Here is a 15,529-nt window from a genome sequence, read left to right as displayed (position 1 = left end):
CACCATTCTAAGTAGTTTTAATACCTTCAGCATCCAAACTGTCTGTAACAAAACGTCCTGTAAAACCACCGATGAAGCCCGTAGCAGTATTGTCAATTCCTAAACGTTGTAGAATACGGCTGACATTAATACCCTTACCGCCAGCGAATTTATCATCACTCTCTATACGGTTAACTTCACCAATCTCTACCTTGTCGATACGAACAATGAAGTCGATTGATGGGTTTAGCGTCACAGTATAAATCATACTTCAATAACCCTCGTTTTCTCTTTTAATTCTTTCAGGAGTTCTTCTTCCGAAGTATTTGTGATTATGGTTACTTTCTCAACCTCGGCTACCTTAGCATAGGTAACCTGACCAAGTTTAGAGGCATCAGCTAGAACATAGGCTTTTTGCGCATTAGCTATCACTGCTCGTTTAATGACCGCCTCTTCCATATCTGGCGTTGTGAAATAATTGGCATCAACTCCATTAGCACCAATGAAAAGGAAAATGAGTTATCCTTTCTCCAAAAGCATTAAAGGGAATGCCCTCGCTATTGGTCTTGTTTTGCAAATGATGTAAAGTAGATAAAGAAAAAGGTCTCAATAAAAAGACTATCATTACGTATAAAATTCAAGAAGTAAGACAAGAAAACTAAGTCATATCATCCAAGGATATCAATTGTTTTGAGATTTTCTAGTCTTCTCCCCCGAATTTAAAAATACACTATTTAATAAATAAAAAAACTGCAGGAGAAAAAACGCTTTGCTAATAAAAGTGTTTTTGAATCCAGCAGTATTGCTAATTTACATATATTTCATAAAAACTTCTCCCCATTTTAAAGAGCGTCCCCTTTACTTACGCTCTATCCCCATCTTACAAATCAAAATATCGGTATGATAACCCTATCCCAATACCATATCATATAGTACCAAGCACCAACACGTAATCGTATAAAACTCTCCCCGAAAGAGTTGAAAGATTACAATCAAGTTGGCTTCAAGTTACTACTACCAATATTCCCTATTCATATAGACGCCATAATTATAACATGTTATTTTTATTTTTCAACCTTTTTCAATTTTTTATTATTTTAATGTATGTGACAACCATTATAATGAAGTCGTTTGAATTAAACACTCCTACTTAACAAATACTAATCAAATGATATTTATCTATATTTTAATAAATAATAGTTAAACACCCTTTGGCTTTTAAATGGATTTGCATAAAAAAATCAGAATTCCTATTAAAATTCTGATTCAGAATGAAGACAAACATCGTTTTTGATGCTTGTCTTTTTTTATATTCACACTTAATTCTCTCATAATCCAATAATATTGAGGTATTTGGATAAAATAACAGGTCTTTCCTACCATCATTTTTACCAATTTTTTGATATTTAGACATGCCAAAGTAAGCCCAACCTTATCTTCCATTTTGGACTTTCCTTTTTCTCTGGTATAACGCAAGTTATGATATTCTTTAGCTGTTCCGAATAAACGTTCTATCGTTTCTTTCCGATGTTGGTACCGTTCCTTCATCCCACTTTGATGACGGATATCTTCACAGATGTCTAAGGCATCTTTCCAAATATGACGCACAACAACTTTTTGGTGCTGGCGACTTTCAGTACAAATCGCTAACTAGGAGTACCTCATCAAATACCTTTTCTTTTATTATACTTCTTCGAAGCAAGACAAAGTCCCCAGAAGTATAACTTCTGAGGACTTTGTCTTCAATCTGAAAGAGGTATTTTTATACCTCTTTTTGTTCACTCTTCAATTATGCTGTCACTGTCCATTTACTGTCCTATAAAGTGTAAAATATATAGAAGTTGTTAAGTTTACTAGTAGTTAAATCCTTTAAAATCAGTATTTATGATGATAACAAGCCTAAAAAATTCTTGGAACAAGTTTTGCATGTTCATCATAATAGTTTCTAGATTCCTTTCATATCAAGGGCTTAGCCCTTGTTTCTTACTTTTTGATGCCTTAATTAGCCTTATAGAATAGGCAGTCAAAACCTCAACTATTATACTATGTTTAGCTTGATTGACAAAGTGGGGAGAAGTATTGGAGGAATTTGTTAAGACTTGATTTTTTCTTATTCATAAAAAATGTTAGAGCAATCACAAAGTAACTAATCCTTAAATTGTAAGACTTGTTAAAAATAGTGTACAATGGTTTATTGTTAATCTGGTCAAAAATTCGATTGGAGATAGAAAAAGAAAGAGAAGATGACAATGCGAAAAAGCAATATTTTAGGGATTTTTGTAGGACTATTTATAGGGCTGGTTACAGTCTTAGGAATGAGCCTATTTACTTTTTTTAATTTAAAATACCACTCTGTTTATTATGCTCAGCACATCCCTCATAAGGAGGGGACAGAGCCGGATATCGTTATGCTAATGGAGAATAATGGCTGGATTTATACACCGGAAATAGATGGTATTAGCTATGATGAGGACGGGTCGTACGCTATAACTAGAGAAAAAGGAACAGAATCGTCTGTATTAGATCTTTCAGGTGATACTCTATTCTTTTTCTCGGACTCAGGTGAAAGTTATATTTTTAATCGTAATTTTTCTATCCAAGATGCTTTTGACAAACGTTATCACAAGATAAAATATAATCAACGAAAAGTCCTAAAAGAAATTAGAGAGACCGTTCAACCTGTGATTGATGCTCAACCAAAACCATTAATCAACCTTCAATGGTTGTTTAATTTAATTTATCAAAGTAGGTTTAATTAGAGAATATAATTCTGCAGAATATTTTTGTTGGTTTTATTGGCCTGGATGACATAGTGGAAAAAGCGTGAGGGTTAATAGGTTTATTTCCTTGGTATTCATGACGGCTAACCTTTGAAAACACCTCATTTTTATGCTACTATGAAAGTTATGAAAAAACAGTTACAAGGCTTGACGCAGGTGGAGGTCAAGCGGCGGATAGATGCCGGTAAAACAAATCATTTTAAAGCAAAAACTGGCTCCAGCAATTGGGAGATTTTTAGGCGTAATGTCTTCAACTCCTTTAATGTGCTCAATTTTGCAATCTTTATGGCCTTGATTGCTGTTCAGGCTTGGTCTAATCTTTTTTTCTTCGGAATCATTGTGCTTAATGCCTTTACGGGGATGATGACGGAGTTGCGTGCCCGTCGCATGATTGATAAGCTCAATCTCATGAATAAGGATCAGATTCGTGTGGTGCGTGATGGACAGCTTGTTTCTATTGATCCTAAGGACATTGTCTTGGATGATGTCATGCTCTTGTCTGCGGGTGAACAGGTTCCTAGTGATGCCGTGGTTGTTGATGGGATAGCCGAGCTTAACGAGGCCATGCTGACTGGTGAGAGTGATCACATTCTAAAGAAAGATGGGAAGGAGTTGCTCTCTGGTTCTTATCTTGTGAGTGGTCAGGTCTATGCTAAGGTCATTAACGTAGCCGAGGACAATTACGCCAACAAGCTCATGCTAGAGGCTAAGACTCATAAGCCAATCGTGTCCCGTATTCTTTATAATATGGACAAGATTGCTAAGTTTACGGGAAAGATTGTCATACCGTTTGGGCTTGCGCTCTTTTTTGAGGCTTACTTGATTAAACAGCTCTCCCTTCAAGAGTCGGTAGTTACCAGTTCGACAGCCCTTCTGGGAATGTTGCCTAAGGGAATTGCCCTTTTGACTATTACATCTCTTTTGACGGCTGTCATTAAACTTGGGATGAAACATATCCTGGTGCAGGAGATGTACTCTGTTGAAACCTTGGCCCGTGTAGACGTACTTTGTTTAGATAAGACAGGGACGATTACACAAGGAAAGATGACAGTTAAAGGTCTGGAACTACTGTCAGAGCGTTTTACGAAAGAGGAGTTGGAGCGTTTGCTTGCGGCTTATATGCAACATAGCAAGGATAAAAATGCAACAGCTCAGGCTATTCGAAATGCTTATGAGGGTCTGGAACATCATTATCAGGTAGGTGACGTTATTCCATTTTCAAGCGATCGTAAATGGGGTGCTGTGAGCGTTAATGAACTTGGAACTCTCTTTTTGGGAGCACCTGAGATGCTTCTTAAGGAAAATCCCAAAGCAGTCGATCAGGCTCAGGCACGAGGGTCTCGTGTTTTGATTTTGGCTTGGAGTCAGTCAGGTGTTGATACAGAGACCATGATTTTGCCGAATGACGTCGAGGCCTTGACCTTACTTGAAATTGCCGATCCTATTCGTGAGGATGCTGCAGAAACTCTGGAATACCTGCGTTCAGAAGATGTGACGCTTAAGATTATTTCTGGTGACAATCCAGTGACGGTTTCTCATATTGCTCATCAAGCTGGTTTTGCCGACTATCAAAGCTATATTGACTGTTCTAAGGTCAGCGATGAGGAGTTGGAGGCTTTGGCTGAGGATACTGCGATTTTTGGTCGTGTATCTCCGCACCAGAAAAAGTTATTAATCCAAACCCTTAATGCCAATGGGCATACGACAGCTATGACTGGTGATGGTGTCAATGATATCTTGGCACTGCGTGAAGCGGATTGTTCGATTGTTATGGCAGAGGGAGATCCTGCAACACGTCAGATTGCCAACTTGGTGCTTATGGATTCTGAGTTTAAGGACATTCCTGAAATTCTATTTGAGGGACGCCGTGTGGTTAATAATATTGCCCACATTGCACCGATTTTCCTCATTAAAACTGTTTATTCCTTCCTTTTGGGGCTTATCTGTATTGCCAGTATTGTTTTTGGTAAGGCAGAGTACCTCTTGGTCTTCCCTTTTATTCAAGTTCAGATGACTTTGGCAGGTCAATTTATTGAAGGTTTTCCACCATTTATTCTAACCTTCGAACGTAATATTCGTCCTGTTGAGAAACATTTCCTCAGACGTTCGCTCCAGTTGTCTATTCCTAATGCCTTGATGCTGGTTATCAGTGTTCTTATTTTCCATCTGTCTCAGGTCTATCTTGGCATGAGCAATACGGACATGCTGACGCTGTCTTACTATATGATGGGATCAACGGGTGTCCTTGCCGTTATTCGTGCTTGTATTCCGTTGAATAAGGGGCGCGTGGCCTTGATTATCTACTCAGTCTTTGGCTTCTTGATTAGCTCTTACTATCTTCGAGATGTGATTGAGATTTCGACACTTAATAGCTATACCTTGCCAATCTATCTGGTCGCAATGGCTATCTGTACACCACTTTTCTTCTGGATTAGCTATAAACAAGGTGCTTTCCAAAAAGCATAAAGCAAAACTCGAGCTTGGTAACAGGCTTGAGTTTTTTGATAGCTGAACAGTAGGAAAAGCCTTGATGTGTATGAGGTGTGGTACAATAGAAGCATGAAAATAGTAGGTCACTTGACGCCAAAAGTCATTAAAACTTTTGATTTGGACTACAAGCCTGGTGAAGAAATCACGCTGTCTGCACAACGTAAGAAGCATATGGAAAAACATCGCCAGGAATTCAGTGATTTTGATGCTACCTATGAACGGATTCCAGAGATTATTGCTCATCCGGACTATATCGGTCGCCATCCTAATGGTCAGTCCTTGGAGTACATCAAACGTATTGATGGTAATGTTTTGGTAGCGGTCAGATTATGTGATAAACTTAATGTCCGTACCATGTTTGTGATTAAAGATTCTAAGCTGAAAAACTATCTAAATGCTGGTAGAGCTAAGAAAATGTGATATAATATAGTTAAGAAGTAACAACGAGGGCGGAAGAGGCAGCCGCCGCACCTTCGGGTCTGAAAGAGATGCAGGACTGTCACCCTGCCGTTGTTTATCAAACCAAGAAGTCCCTTTGGGGGCTTTTTTGTATAGTAAAGATATTAATTCTTACAAAAATACCAAAAGTGTATTGATAAAAACAAAAAAACTGTATATAATAGCCTTAAAAGTAAGCGTTTACTTAATGTAACAGTTGACTTCTGAAGGTTTAGAAATGTTATGCATAGTTTATGTCATTTTATTTCCTTCATCGCAATTACTTTAAGGAGAATACTTATGAGAAAAAATATGAAATCGTTAATGGTTTTGGCTCTTGCTGTGACTTCTTTTGGGACTTTGTCTGGAGTTGCTGCAGCTACGCAGTATCCAGGTGGTGGTGTTTGGACTTACGGGGCTTCTAACGGTGGTGCTTTTTCGAATTACTATCATGGTTCGAAATATCATAGTTCAACTGTAGTTAGTCGTTGGACCTCTAAATCTAGTAAGGCCTATGCTTATGCCGGTCAGACTTCGTATGCTTTTATTAAAACGTCTTTTGGCGAGCAGGCTGCCTTTTACTATAACTATAATTAATTAAGTAACGGTGACTAGGTTGAATGTAATATGTCAACCTAGTTTTTGTTTCCTTGTAATGGTTCCATTTTCGACCGTAAACTTTATTTCAATACAAAGATATATAATTGTTCCGTTTAGGAGGTTTGTATGAAACGTGTTTTTATATTCATCTCGACTATCCTGTTTTCTTGCTACTTAGTCACAATGATTGTTCAACAAAATCAGCAAATATCTTTTTCGAGTTATAATGCTGTAGATGTGACTGGTCAGGCTTTGACTGATCATAAGGTATCTAATCGTAAGGAAGTAACAGATGCTTTAACTAATTTAGCTAATGAGCATAATAGCTTAATTGCTAGACGGATTGTTCAACCAAATGAAAAGGGTGAAATAGATTTTCGTTATCAGTTTTACGGACACGTTTCTCCACCTTCTAATTTAAAAAGGGCTTCTCAGGAGAGTGCTGAAGGCAGTGATATAGTTAGTAACTATCTAATTGTCTCAGGTGATTTAAAGGGAGCAGAACTTATCTCGACATTCAGTCAGCTTGGCTATAATGCGGTTGATTTTTCTTCTTATTCAATATTGTCTTTGCTTTTAACAATATTATTGAATGAGGTTTCACTTATTAGTTTCGCATTATTTCTGTTGACCTTTGCTTCACTAGTATTGATTTACCGAATAAAGGATTTAAGGGATGCTGGAATCAATCTTGTTTCAGGGCAAAGCATGATGAAAGTAATGTTATCATCATTTATCGTTGATGCTAGGCAGTTATTGATTGCATATTGTTTATCTATTCTTATTGGGGGAGTAGGTTTGTGGCATTTTCGGATTTTGCAATCTTTGCCTATATTACTTTATTTTACAGGAGTAACTTTATATTTTTTTGCGCTATGTTTTATTTCTCTTGGGTTAAGTTTAATATATCTACTAGGGTTAAAAGCAACTTCTTTAGTTGAAGTTATGAGAGGGCGCCTCCCCTTAAGAAGACTTCTAGGAGTGATGTTCTTTGGACAATTCGTTGCAATTGTAGTTGTTGGTATTACTGTAGGTACGTTGTTGAATAGTTATCAAGATTTTGTGCAATTAAATAGTGCTAAAGAAGAGTGGTCTATAAATAGAAATTACTACCAGCTATCTTATAGTTATAGCTCTGCCTTTACACAAGGTAAGGAAGAAGAAAAACAGAATAAGTCTTGGTATGACTTCGCAAATCGTACTCTAAAGGATGATAAAGGGCTATTTGTAAAAACAAATTTACGTCAGTTCTTAGTATCAAATATAGCTAATGGGGTTAAAATAACAGACTATGTGCCTAATGGGAATACCATTTATGTTTCACCTAATTACTTGGAAAAGCAAAATGTTGGTGTCTCCGATGAATTTTTAGCACAAATGAAAAAACTTAAGCGTGGCGAATTTGGATTAATAATTCCAGAGAAGTTGAAGAGTAGTAGGAAAGAGTTAGAGAGTATATATTCAGAATATATGTCAGGTTTCTCAAGTCGTAGTCTAAATCCTCATAGTCATCACTTATTTAAGGTATCGGTCTCTACCGAATTCGTAAAAGATAAGAAAAAGCGTTTTTTGTACAATACAGATAGTGACATACCTATGCAATTCCTTAATGATCCTATTATTGTTGTGACTACTCCTGAAGCAATGGGAGATACACCAAGTAGTCAGTTATTTTGGGGAACAGAAGTAGGTTCAGGACTACACATGACGGGCTATAAGGATAGCATTGATTTACTTAAACAAGGTGGTGTTTATCAGTGGGTTTCTTATTTGACTAATAATCGTAATAGCTACTATAAGATTCTTTCAGAGAGTCGTAGTCGCCTTGCTTTTCTATTAATTGGTGTTTTATTAGGTTTATTGACCTCTATACTTTTATTTGACAGTATGAACCTTCTTTACTTTGAGCAATTTAGAAAAGAAATCTTTATCAAGCGATTATCTGGTATGAGGTTTGAAGAAGTGCATTTTAACTATCTTTTTTCACAAATCTGTGTTTTAGGTGTTGCACTTGTGTTTTTGATTTTCTTGACTCATCATTTGATTATGAGTTTACTTATAGTTTCCTTGTTTATTATCAACATGTTTACCATTTTATACAAACAGACGCTTACTGAGAGTAGAACTTCAGCCAGTGTTTTGAAAGGAAAGTAATATGATTGCAATTAAGAAACTAAGCAAATATTTTGGTAAGCGAGTTATTTTTGATGATTTAAATTTATCTTTTGATAAAGGAAAGATATATGCGCTTATCGGAGAAAGTGGCTCTGGGAAAACGACTCTTTTAAATATTCTGGCAAAACTAGAGACTTATGATAGTGGTTCTGTCACTTATGATGATACAGACTTGAAAGAGATTAAATCTCAAGTCTATTATCGTGATTATTTGGGTTATTTGTTTCAAAACTTTGGGCTTATTGAAAATGATAGTATAAGTTACAACCTGGATTTGGGGTTGGTAGGAAAGAAACTCAGAAAGAATGATATTCAAGAATGCAAAGAAAAAGTGATGAAAGATGTTCATCTGGAACATTTAAATCTTAATCAAAAAATTTACGAACTATCTGGCGGAGAAGCACAGCGTGTTGCTCTGGCTAAACTTTTTTTGAAAAATCCTCCTATCATACTAGCTGATGAGCCAACAGCTTCTTTAGATCCTGATAATGCTCAAGAAATTATGGACTTAATTCGATCACTAAAAAATCCAAATCGTATCATTATTATTGCTACCCATAATCCAAGTATTTGGGAACAAGCAGATCAAGTAATTCGATTAAATAAGATTCGATATAATAACTCTAACGACGATATTAGTTAGTTTTAATATCACTTTTGTTCGAGAACCTAGTTTAAGAGGTATTTTGACTTATTCTCATAAGATATCTGGAGGAAATGCAAATACCATATAATGTAAGAAATAAGGTCAGTTAGGTCGTTGAAATTGTCAAAATTAACAGAAAATTCTTGACATCTTTTTAAAAAGGAGTACAATAGTTAGTAAATCAGAAAGTAACTGGTCTTAGATTTTCAGGGAGCCTGCGGTGATTGTGAGTAGGTAATCGAGATGAGCGAACATTGGGCTGATTGGATGATAATGAGAAGGTAACACATATTCTTCTCGGTTGGCACCCCTTACCGTGCAACTCCTTGTTAGAGGAGATAGAGATGATGGTCGTTTTTTTGGAGACCATTAACTGAGGTGGTACCGTGTTAAACTAGATTTAATGCCCTCACAGAGTTTTTCTCTGTGAGGTTTTTTGTTTACTTTTATCTTTAAAGGTCTATTTACCTTAAAGAAGTATTATTTCATTATTCAATGAAAGGTTGGGTATTATGGATGCATTAAACGATATTCGAAGTGATATTGATAATATTGATAGTCAGTTAATTCGACTCCTGGCCCAACGTCAAATACTTGTGGAAAAGGCAGGGCGGCTGAAGCCAAAAGGAGATAATTCCGCAGTCCGGGCGAATGATCGTGTTGCTCAAGTCATAGCTAACCGTCGCAAGGAGGCACTAGAGCTTGGCTTATCGCCAGATGTGGCTGAATGTGTTTGGCGAAGCATGATTAAAGCCTTTATTGCTTTGGAAGAGAAAGTGAATAAAGAACAATAATGGTGCCAATACATCCTATAAAGGAGCCTTGCATCAGTCTTATTACTCTCGATAAACCAGTTTGAAAGGAAATACTATGAGAAAAATTTTACCAGCCGATACCTTAACACCAATCTTGGCTTATATGCGTGTTCAGGGGGAACACAAGGTTATCCTTGAATCTATTCCTCGTGAGAAGGAAAATGCACGTTTTTCTATTGTTGCCTATAATCCGGTCTTTGAAGTAACCTTCAAGGATGGTGTTCTTTATGAAAATGGTAAGGCGATTGATCAGGATCCTTTCGAATACTTGGACCAAGTAACAGTCAAGGGCATAAAGTCTGACCTACCTTTCGCAGGTGGTGCTATCGGGTTTGCAGGTTATGACATGATTGGTCTCTATGAAAATATCGGTGAGATTCCTGAAGATACGATTGGAACACCTGATATGCATTTCTTCATCTACGAGTCTTATTTGATTTTTGACCACAAGAAGGAAAAGGTTTATGTGGTTGAGGATAATATCTACTCAGGTCGTGATAACGATGCGGTGCGTCAAGCTTTGGGGAAGGTGGTAACTAGCCTACAGACTCAGGCGCCAAATGAGTTTACACCTCAGGCCTTGCAAGCCTTGCAATTTTCAAATCATATCGAAAAAGAGGTCTTCATGGACATGGTGGCTAAGGCTAAGAAACTCATTCGTGAGGGAGATATGTTCCAATGTGTGCTTAGTCAACGCTTTTCAGCGGACTTTGAGGGAGATCCTTTGGATTACTACCGTAACTTGCGCGTGACCAACCCATCAAACTACCTTTATTTCTATGATTTTGGAGATTATCAGGTGATTGGTGCCAGCCCAGAGAGCTTGGTTTCAGTGAAAAATGGAGAGGTGGTCACCAATCCGATTGCTGGGACTCGTCCTCGTGGTGCCAATGAGGCTGAAGATGCTGCCTTGGCAGATGAACTCTCACATGACATCAAAGAAACTGCGGAACACCGTATGTTGGTTGACTTGGGACGTAATGATATTGGTAAGATTGCCAAAAATGGTACGGTCAAGGTGACCAAGTATATGGAGGTTGAGTATTTCCGCTATGTGATGCACCTTACCAGTGTGGTTAAAGGGCAACTCTTGCCTGAATTGACAGCACTAGATGCTCTAAAATCAACCCTACCAGCTGGAACCGTGTCAGGAGCGCCTAAGATTCGTGCTATGCGTCGTATCTATGAGCTTGAACAGGAAAAACGTGGTATTTATGCGGGAGCTATTGGTTATCTGTCTGCGACAGGAGATATGGACTTTGCCATTGCTATCCGTACTATGATTCTCAAAAATCAAAAAGCCTATGTTCAGGCAGGTGCAGGTGTTGTCTATGACAGTGTTCCTGAAAATGAATTTTACGAAACGATTAACAAGGCGAAAGCTATGACAAGAATAGGAGATGCCCAATGATTTTATTAGTTGATAACTATGATTCTTTTACCTATAATTTGGCACAATACCTAGGGACATTTACAGAGGTAAAGGTCTTGCGTAACGATGATGAGACTCTCTATGAAGAGGCAGAAAAAGCTGACGGGCTAGTCTTTTCACCGGGTCCAGGTTGGCCAGCTGATGCGGGTAAAATGGAAGCCTTGATTAAGGATTTCGCTGGTAAAAAACCGATGATGGGAATTTGCTTGGGGCACCAGGCTATTGCGGAAACTTTTGGTGGTAAACTTGGCTTGGCTAAGAATGTCATGCATGGCAAACAAAGCAATATTACTTTTGAAACGCCATCGCCAATTTTCAAGGATATTGACAATGATGTCCCAATCATGCGTTACCATTCCATCGTTGTTGACCAAATGCCAGAGGGCTTTGATGTGACAGCTATCACAACTGATGATCAAGAAATCATGGCCATTCAACATAAGGAGCTACCAATTTATGGTTTGCAATATCACCCAGAAAGCATCGGAAGTCCAGATGGGCTCAAGATGGTTGAAAATTTCGTGAAAATTATTGCAGACTAGTTAGACAGTCTTTTGGCTAAATTGGTCTACGCTCAAAACATCTCCTCGTGCATCAGAAAACTTTGAACCGTTTTTAAAAGGAAAACAGATATGAAAGAAATATTCCTACAAATCTCAAACCGACAAGACTTGTCTCAAGACCAAGTCCAAGCAGTCTTTGACCGCATTCTCAAAAATGAAGTCTCAGAAAGCCAAATCGCTGCCTTCCTTATGGGGCTAAAAACTAAGGGAGAAACAGCAGATGAAATCACAGGTATCGTGCGTGCCCTCAAATCACATGCGACGGTCTTGCCTGAGACCTTCACAGATGCTATGTGTAACTGTGGAACTGGTGGGGACCAGTCTTATAGCTTTAACATTTCAACAACGGTTTGCTTTGTCTTAGCAGCAGGTGGTATTCGTATGGCCAAGGCTGGTAACCGTTCGATTTCCTCTAAATCTGGTTCGGCAGATGTCCTTGAAGCCCTTGGAATCAACGTTTCGGCGTCACCAGAAACCCTATCTAAAGCACTTGATGAGGTTGGTTTGGCCTTTATCTTTGCCCAAACCATGCACCCAGCCATGCGTTTTATCGGTCCAGCTCGCCAAGCTCTTGGGATTCCAACGATTATGAACTTGGTCGGACCACTGGCTAATCCGCTTGACCTTGAGACACAACTTATGGGCCTCTACCGTGTGGAATTGCAAGAGATTGTTGCTAATGCTATCCAACAGTTGGGACGTAAACGTGCGGTTATTATCACAGGTCCTGACAATATGGACGAAGCTGCTCTCTATGGCACTAACACCTACACCCTTTTGGAAGATGGTCACATCAGCCAACACACTTTCACTTATGAAGATTTGGGTATGGAAAAGGTTGAGTTGTCTGATATCACAGGTGGTGATGCTAAGGAAAATGCAGAGATTCTCCTTAGTGTCTTGAAAAATGAAGCCAGTCCTTATCTTGAAACAACAGTGCTTAATGCAGGTCTTGGCTTCTTTGCCAATGGTAAGGTTGAGACCATTAAAGAAGGCGTTGAGCTTGCTCGCCAATTGATTGCGGACGGATCAGCCCTAGAGAAACTTCACCAACTCCAAGAGGTACAAGTATGAGTAAAGCCTTTCTCCCAACAATCTTAGAACAAAAAGAAAAAGAAGTGGCCCAGTTGGTCATGGAAGACTTGCAACCCTTGCGCCAGACCTATCGTCTTTATGAGTTTCTCAAGTCAAATCAAAACAAGCTGCAAATTATTTCTGAAGTGAAAAAAGCTAGTCCAAGTATGGGTGATATTAACCTGGATGTGGATATTGTGGCTCAGGCCAAGACCTATGAGGAAAATGGGGCAGCCATGATTTCTGTTTTGACGGACGAGGTTTTCTTCAAGGGTGATATTTCCTATTTGAAAGAAATTTCGTCAGAGGTGGCTATTCCAACCTTGGCTAAGGACTTCATTATTGATGAGAAACAGATTGTGCGTAGCCGTAATGCGGGAGCGACAGTCATTCTCTTGATTGTAGCGGCCTTGCCAGAAGCTCGTCTCAAGGAGCTCTATGATTTTGCGACTAGCCTTGGCTTGGAAGTCTTGGTTGAAACGCATAATCTGCCAGAATTGGAAGTGGCTCATCGTATTGGTGCTGAGATTATCGGTGTTAACAACCGTAATTTGGTGACTTTTGAGACAGATATCAATACCAGTCTTGAGTTATCAACGCATTTCAAGGACAAGCCTGTTTATATTTCTGAGTCAGCTATTTTCACAGGTCAGGATGCTGCCCTTGTTGCCCCATATTTTAATGGGATTCTGGTAGGAACTGCCCTTATGACGGCTGACAATGTGGCTGAAAAGGTCAAGGAGTTGCAAATTGACAAAGGTTAAAATTTGTGGACTGTCGACACCAGAAGCGGTGGCAACTGCAGTTGAAGCAGGTGCTGACTACATTGGTTTTGTGTTTGCCAAGAGTAAGCGTCAAGTGAGTCTTGAACAAGCTCACGAGCTAGCTAAAGGAGTGACAGGGCAGACAAAAATCGTCGGTGTCTTTGTTTCACCAAGTCTTGAAGAACTGGAAGAAGCGATTAGTCAGGTTCCCTTAGATATCGTTCAGATTCATGGAACTTTTGATGAAGCTCTGATTCCAAAGATATCAGTACCAGTTATTAGAGCTATTCAGATTTCGGATAGTGAGTCTCAAGTCAAGAGCCAGGCGGATTATCTTCTTTTTGATGCTCCTATTGCTGGTAGTGGTCAGACCTTTGACTGGCAACTCTTGGCGGACAAACAGATTGAACAGGACTATTTCATCGCTGGTGGCTTGACTGTGGACAATGTGGCAGAGGCCAAGGAAACCTTCCATCCCTATGCCTTGGATGTGTCCTCAGGTGTCGAGACAGATGGTCACAAAGATTTAGATAAGATTAAAGCATTTATAGAAAGAGTGAAAGCATGACATATCAACAACCTGATGCAAAAGGATTTTATGGAAAATTCGGTGGTCAGTTCGTTCCTGAAACGCTGATGACAGCCGTTATTGAATTGGACAAGGCTTATCGTGAAGCCAAGGAAGATCCAAGTTTCCAAGCGGAATTGGATGATCTCCTCAAAAACTATGTGGGCCGTGAGACGCCTCTTTACCACGCCAAACGTTTGACTGATCATATTGGTGGAGCGCAAATTTATCTTAAACGTGAGGACCTTAACCACACAGGTGCCCACAAGATTAACAATGCCCTTGGTCAAGTTTTGCTTGCCAAACGTATGGGCAAGAAGAAAATCATCGCCGAAACTGGTGCAGGTCAACACGGTGTTGCAACAGCGACAGCCGCAGCCCTTTTCGACATGGACTGTACAATCTATATGGGTGAGGAAGATGTTAAACGTCAGGCGCTTAACGTTTTCCGTATGGAGTTGCTTGGTGCCAAGGTATTTAGTGTTACAGATGGTTCGCGCGTGCTTAAGGATGCTGTAAATGCTGCCCTTCGTGCTTGGGTTGCAGGTATCGAGGATACTCACTACATCATGGGATCTGCCCTTGGTCCTGCACCATTCCCAGAAATTGTTCGTGACTTCCAATCTGTCATTGGTCGTGAAGCCAAACGTCAATACGCAGAGATTTCTGGCGGTAAATTGCCTGATGCAGTAATGGCTTGTATCGGTGGTGGTTCAAATGCTATCGGTATGTTCTACCCATTTGTTAATGATAAATCGGTAGCCATGTATGGTGCTGAGGCTTCTGGTTTGGGTCTTGATACTGAAAAACATGCCGCAACCTTTGCCAAAGGTCGTCCAGGTATTCTTCATGGAGCGCTTATGGATGTCCTCCAAGATGCTCATGGTCAAATCATGGAAGCCTTCTCTATCTCAGCTGGTCTGGACTACCCAGGGGTTGGTCCTGAGCACTGTTATTTCAACGAAATCGGCCGTGCGACTTACGATTCTATCACAGATGAAGAAGCGCTAGAAGGTTTCAAACTTCTGTCACGTTTGGAAGGAATTATCCCAGCTCTTGAGTCTAGCCATGCCATTGCCCTTGCGCAAAAAGTGGCAGCTAAGATGTCGCCAGACCAAAGTCTCATCGTCTGCCTCTCAGGTCGTGGGGACAAGGACGTTATGCAGGTAAAAGAACGTTTCGAAGCTGAAGCAGAAGGGAAATAA

13 protein-coding genes and 3 pseudogenes are annotated in these 15,529 nt (G+C 39.4%); 13 read left to right on the top strand and 3 right to left on the bottom strand.

Annotated elements, in window-relative coordinates:
• Window positions 1–13: 13 nt before the first annotated feature.
• The 3 pseudogenes from LG375_RS04270 to LG375_RS04260 all read right to left on the bottom strand — a co-directional run.
• Window positions 14–247, bottom strand: a pseudogene (locus LG375_RS04270) (PfkB family carbohydrate kinase); the annotation flags it as partial.
• Window positions 244–486: pseudogene (locus tag LG375_RS04265) on the bottom strand (DeoR family transcriptional regulator); the annotation flags it as partial. The pseudogenes LG375_RS04265 and LG375_RS04270, both read right to left, overlap by 4 nt.
• 746 nt (window positions 487–1,232) lie before the next feature.
• A pseudogene (locus tag LG375_RS04260) lies at window positions 1,233–1,629 on the bottom strand (transposase); the annotation flags it as partial.
• A 599-nt stretch (window positions 1,630–2,228) separates the two neighbouring features.
• On the opposite strand from LG375_RS04260, the gene LG375_RS04255 reads away from it, so the two are divergent.
• From LG375_RS04255 to trpB, 13 genes are all read left to right on the top strand, one after another.
• Window positions 2,229–2,738, top strand: a complete 510-nt coding sequence (locus LG375_RS04255) for a hypothetical protein (protein WP_037599221.1) — start codon at window positions 2,229–2,231, stop codon at window positions 2,736–2,738.
• A gap of 138 nt (window positions 2,739–2,876) precedes the next feature.
• Entirely contained in the window at window positions 2,877–5,225 is a 2,349-nt protein-coding gene (locus LG375_RS04250; RefSeq protein ID WP_225745357.1) for a cation-translocating P-type ATPase, read from the top strand.
• A gap of 93 nt (window positions 5,226–5,318) precedes the next feature.
• Window positions 5,319–5,669 (top strand): PBECR2 nuclease fold domain-containing protein, encoded by a 351-nt coding sequence (locus LG375_RS04245; RefSeq protein ID WP_070655470.1) that lies wholly within the window; start codon window positions 5,319–5,321, stop codon window positions 5,667–5,669.
• A 318-nt stretch (window positions 5,670–5,987) separates the two neighbouring features.
• A complete protein-coding gene (locus tag LG375_RS04240) occupies window positions 5,988–6,284 on the top strand; it encodes a lactococcin 972 family bacteriocin (RefSeq protein ID WP_004183233.1) in 297 nt (98 codons plus the stop codon).
• Window positions 6,285–6,413: 129 nt separating this feature from the next.
• Window positions 6,414–8,441, top strand: coding sequence for a DUF1430 domain-containing protein (locus LG375_RS04235; RefSeq protein ID WP_225745356.1), 2,028 nt, complete (start codon window positions 6,414–6,416; stop codon window positions 8,439–8,441).
• Between the two features lies 1 nt (window position 8,442).
• A complete protein-coding gene (locus LG375_RS04230; protein ID WP_145516682.1) occupies window positions 8,443–9,105 on the top strand; it encodes an ABC transporter ATP-binding protein in 663 nt (220 codons plus the stop codon).
• 515 nt (window positions 9,106–9,620) lie between these two features.
• Window positions 9,621–9,902, top strand: coding sequence for a chorismate mutase (locus LG375_RS04225; protein ID WP_225745355.1), 282 nt, complete (start codon window positions 9,621–9,623; stop codon window positions 9,900–9,902).
• Between the two features lie 76 nt (window positions 9,903–9,978).
• Window positions 9,979–11,334, top strand: coding sequence for an anthranilate synthase component I (gene trpE, locus LG375_RS04220; protein ID WP_198463671.1), 1,356 nt, complete (start codon window positions 9,979–9,981; stop codon window positions 11,332–11,334).
• The gene (locus LG375_RS04215) at window positions 11,331–11,897 is read left to right on the top strand and encodes an aminodeoxychorismate/anthranilate synthase component II (RefSeq protein WP_064524249.1); all 567 of its coding nucleotides are present in this window, start codon (window positions 11,331–11,333) and stop codon (window positions 11,895–11,897) included. The genes trpE and LG375_RS04215 overlap by 4 nt, the downstream gene beginning before the upstream one ends.
• A 90-nt stretch (window positions 11,898–11,987) precedes the next feature.
• Window positions 11,988–12,992, top strand: coding sequence for an anthranilate phosphoribosyltransferase (trpD, locus tag LG375_RS04210; RefSeq protein ID WP_064524247.1), 1,005 nt, complete (start codon window positions 11,988–11,990; stop codon window positions 12,990–12,992).
• Window positions 12,989–13,756 (top strand): indole-3-glycerol phosphate synthase TrpC, encoded by a 768-nt coding sequence (trpC, locus tag LG375_RS04205; RefSeq protein WP_002891600.1) that lies wholly within the window; start codon window positions 12,989–12,991, stop codon window positions 13,754–13,756. Before trpD ends, trpC begins: the two co-directional genes overlap by 4 nt.
• Window positions 13,743–14,324, top strand: a complete 582-nt coding sequence (locus LG375_RS04200) for a phosphoribosylanthranilate isomerase (RefSeq protein WP_107372297.1) — start codon at window positions 13,743–13,745, stop codon at window positions 14,322–14,324. Before trpC ends, LG375_RS04200 begins: the two co-directional genes overlap by 14 nt.
• Window positions 14,321–15,529: a tryptophan synthase subunit beta gene (trpB, locus tag LG375_RS04195; protein ID WP_002891598.1), complete on the top strand. Its 1,209-nt coding sequence runs from the start codon at window positions 14,321–14,323 to the stop codon at window positions 15,527–15,529. The genes LG375_RS04200 and trpB overlap by 4 nt, the downstream gene beginning before the upstream one ends.

Source organism: Streptococcus sp. Marseille-Q3604, from assembly GCF_916619785.1.
GTDB lineage: Bacteria > Bacillota > Bacilli > Lactobacillales > Streptococcaceae > Streptococcus.
Note: the sequence above shows the minus strand (reverse complement) of the source record. Positions and strands in the feature narration are given on the sequence as shown.

Coding starts and splice junctions, on each gene's coding strand:
- LG375_RS04255 (WP_037599221.1), top strand. CDS start 2,229: ATGCGAAAAAGCAATATTTTAGGGATTTTTGTAGGACTATTTATAGGG.
- LG375_RS04250 (WP_225745357.1), top strand. CDS start 2,877: ATGAAAGTTATGAAAAAACAGTTACAAGGCTTGACGCAGGTGGAGGTC.
- LG375_RS04245 (WP_070655470.1), top strand. CDS start 5,319: ATGAAAATAGTAGGTCACTTGACGCCAAAAGTCATTAAAACTTTTGAT.
- LG375_RS04240 (WP_004183233.1), top strand. CDS start 5,988: ATGAGAAAAAATATGAAATCGTTAATGGTTTTGGCTCTTGCTGTGACT.
- LG375_RS04235 (WP_225745356.1), top strand. CDS start 6,414: ATGAAACGTGTTTTTATATTCATCTCGACTATCCTGTTTTCTTGCTAC.
- LG375_RS04230 (WP_145516682.1), top strand. CDS start 8,443: ATGATTGCAATTAAGAAACTAAGCAAATATTTTGGTAAGCGAGTTATT.
- LG375_RS04225 (WP_225745355.1), top strand. CDS start 9,621: ATGGATGCATTAAACGATATTCGAAGTGATATTGATAATATTGATAGT.
- trpE (WP_198463671.1), top strand. CDS start 9,979: ATGAGAAAAATTTTACCAGCCGATACCTTAACACCAATCTTGGCTTAT.
- LG375_RS04215 (WP_064524249.1), top strand. CDS start 11,331: ATGATTTTATTAGTTGATAACTATGATTCTTTTACCTATAATTTGGCA.
- trpD (WP_064524247.1), top strand. CDS start 11,988: ATGAAAGAAATATTCCTACAAATCTCAAACCGACAAGACTTGTCTCAA.
- trpC (WP_002891600.1), top strand. CDS start 12,989: ATGAGTAAAGCCTTTCTCCCAACAATCTTAGAACAAAAAGAAAAAGAA.
- trpB (WP_002891598.1), top strand. CDS start 14,321: ATGACATATCAACAACCTGATGCAAAAGGATTTTATGGAAAATTCGGT.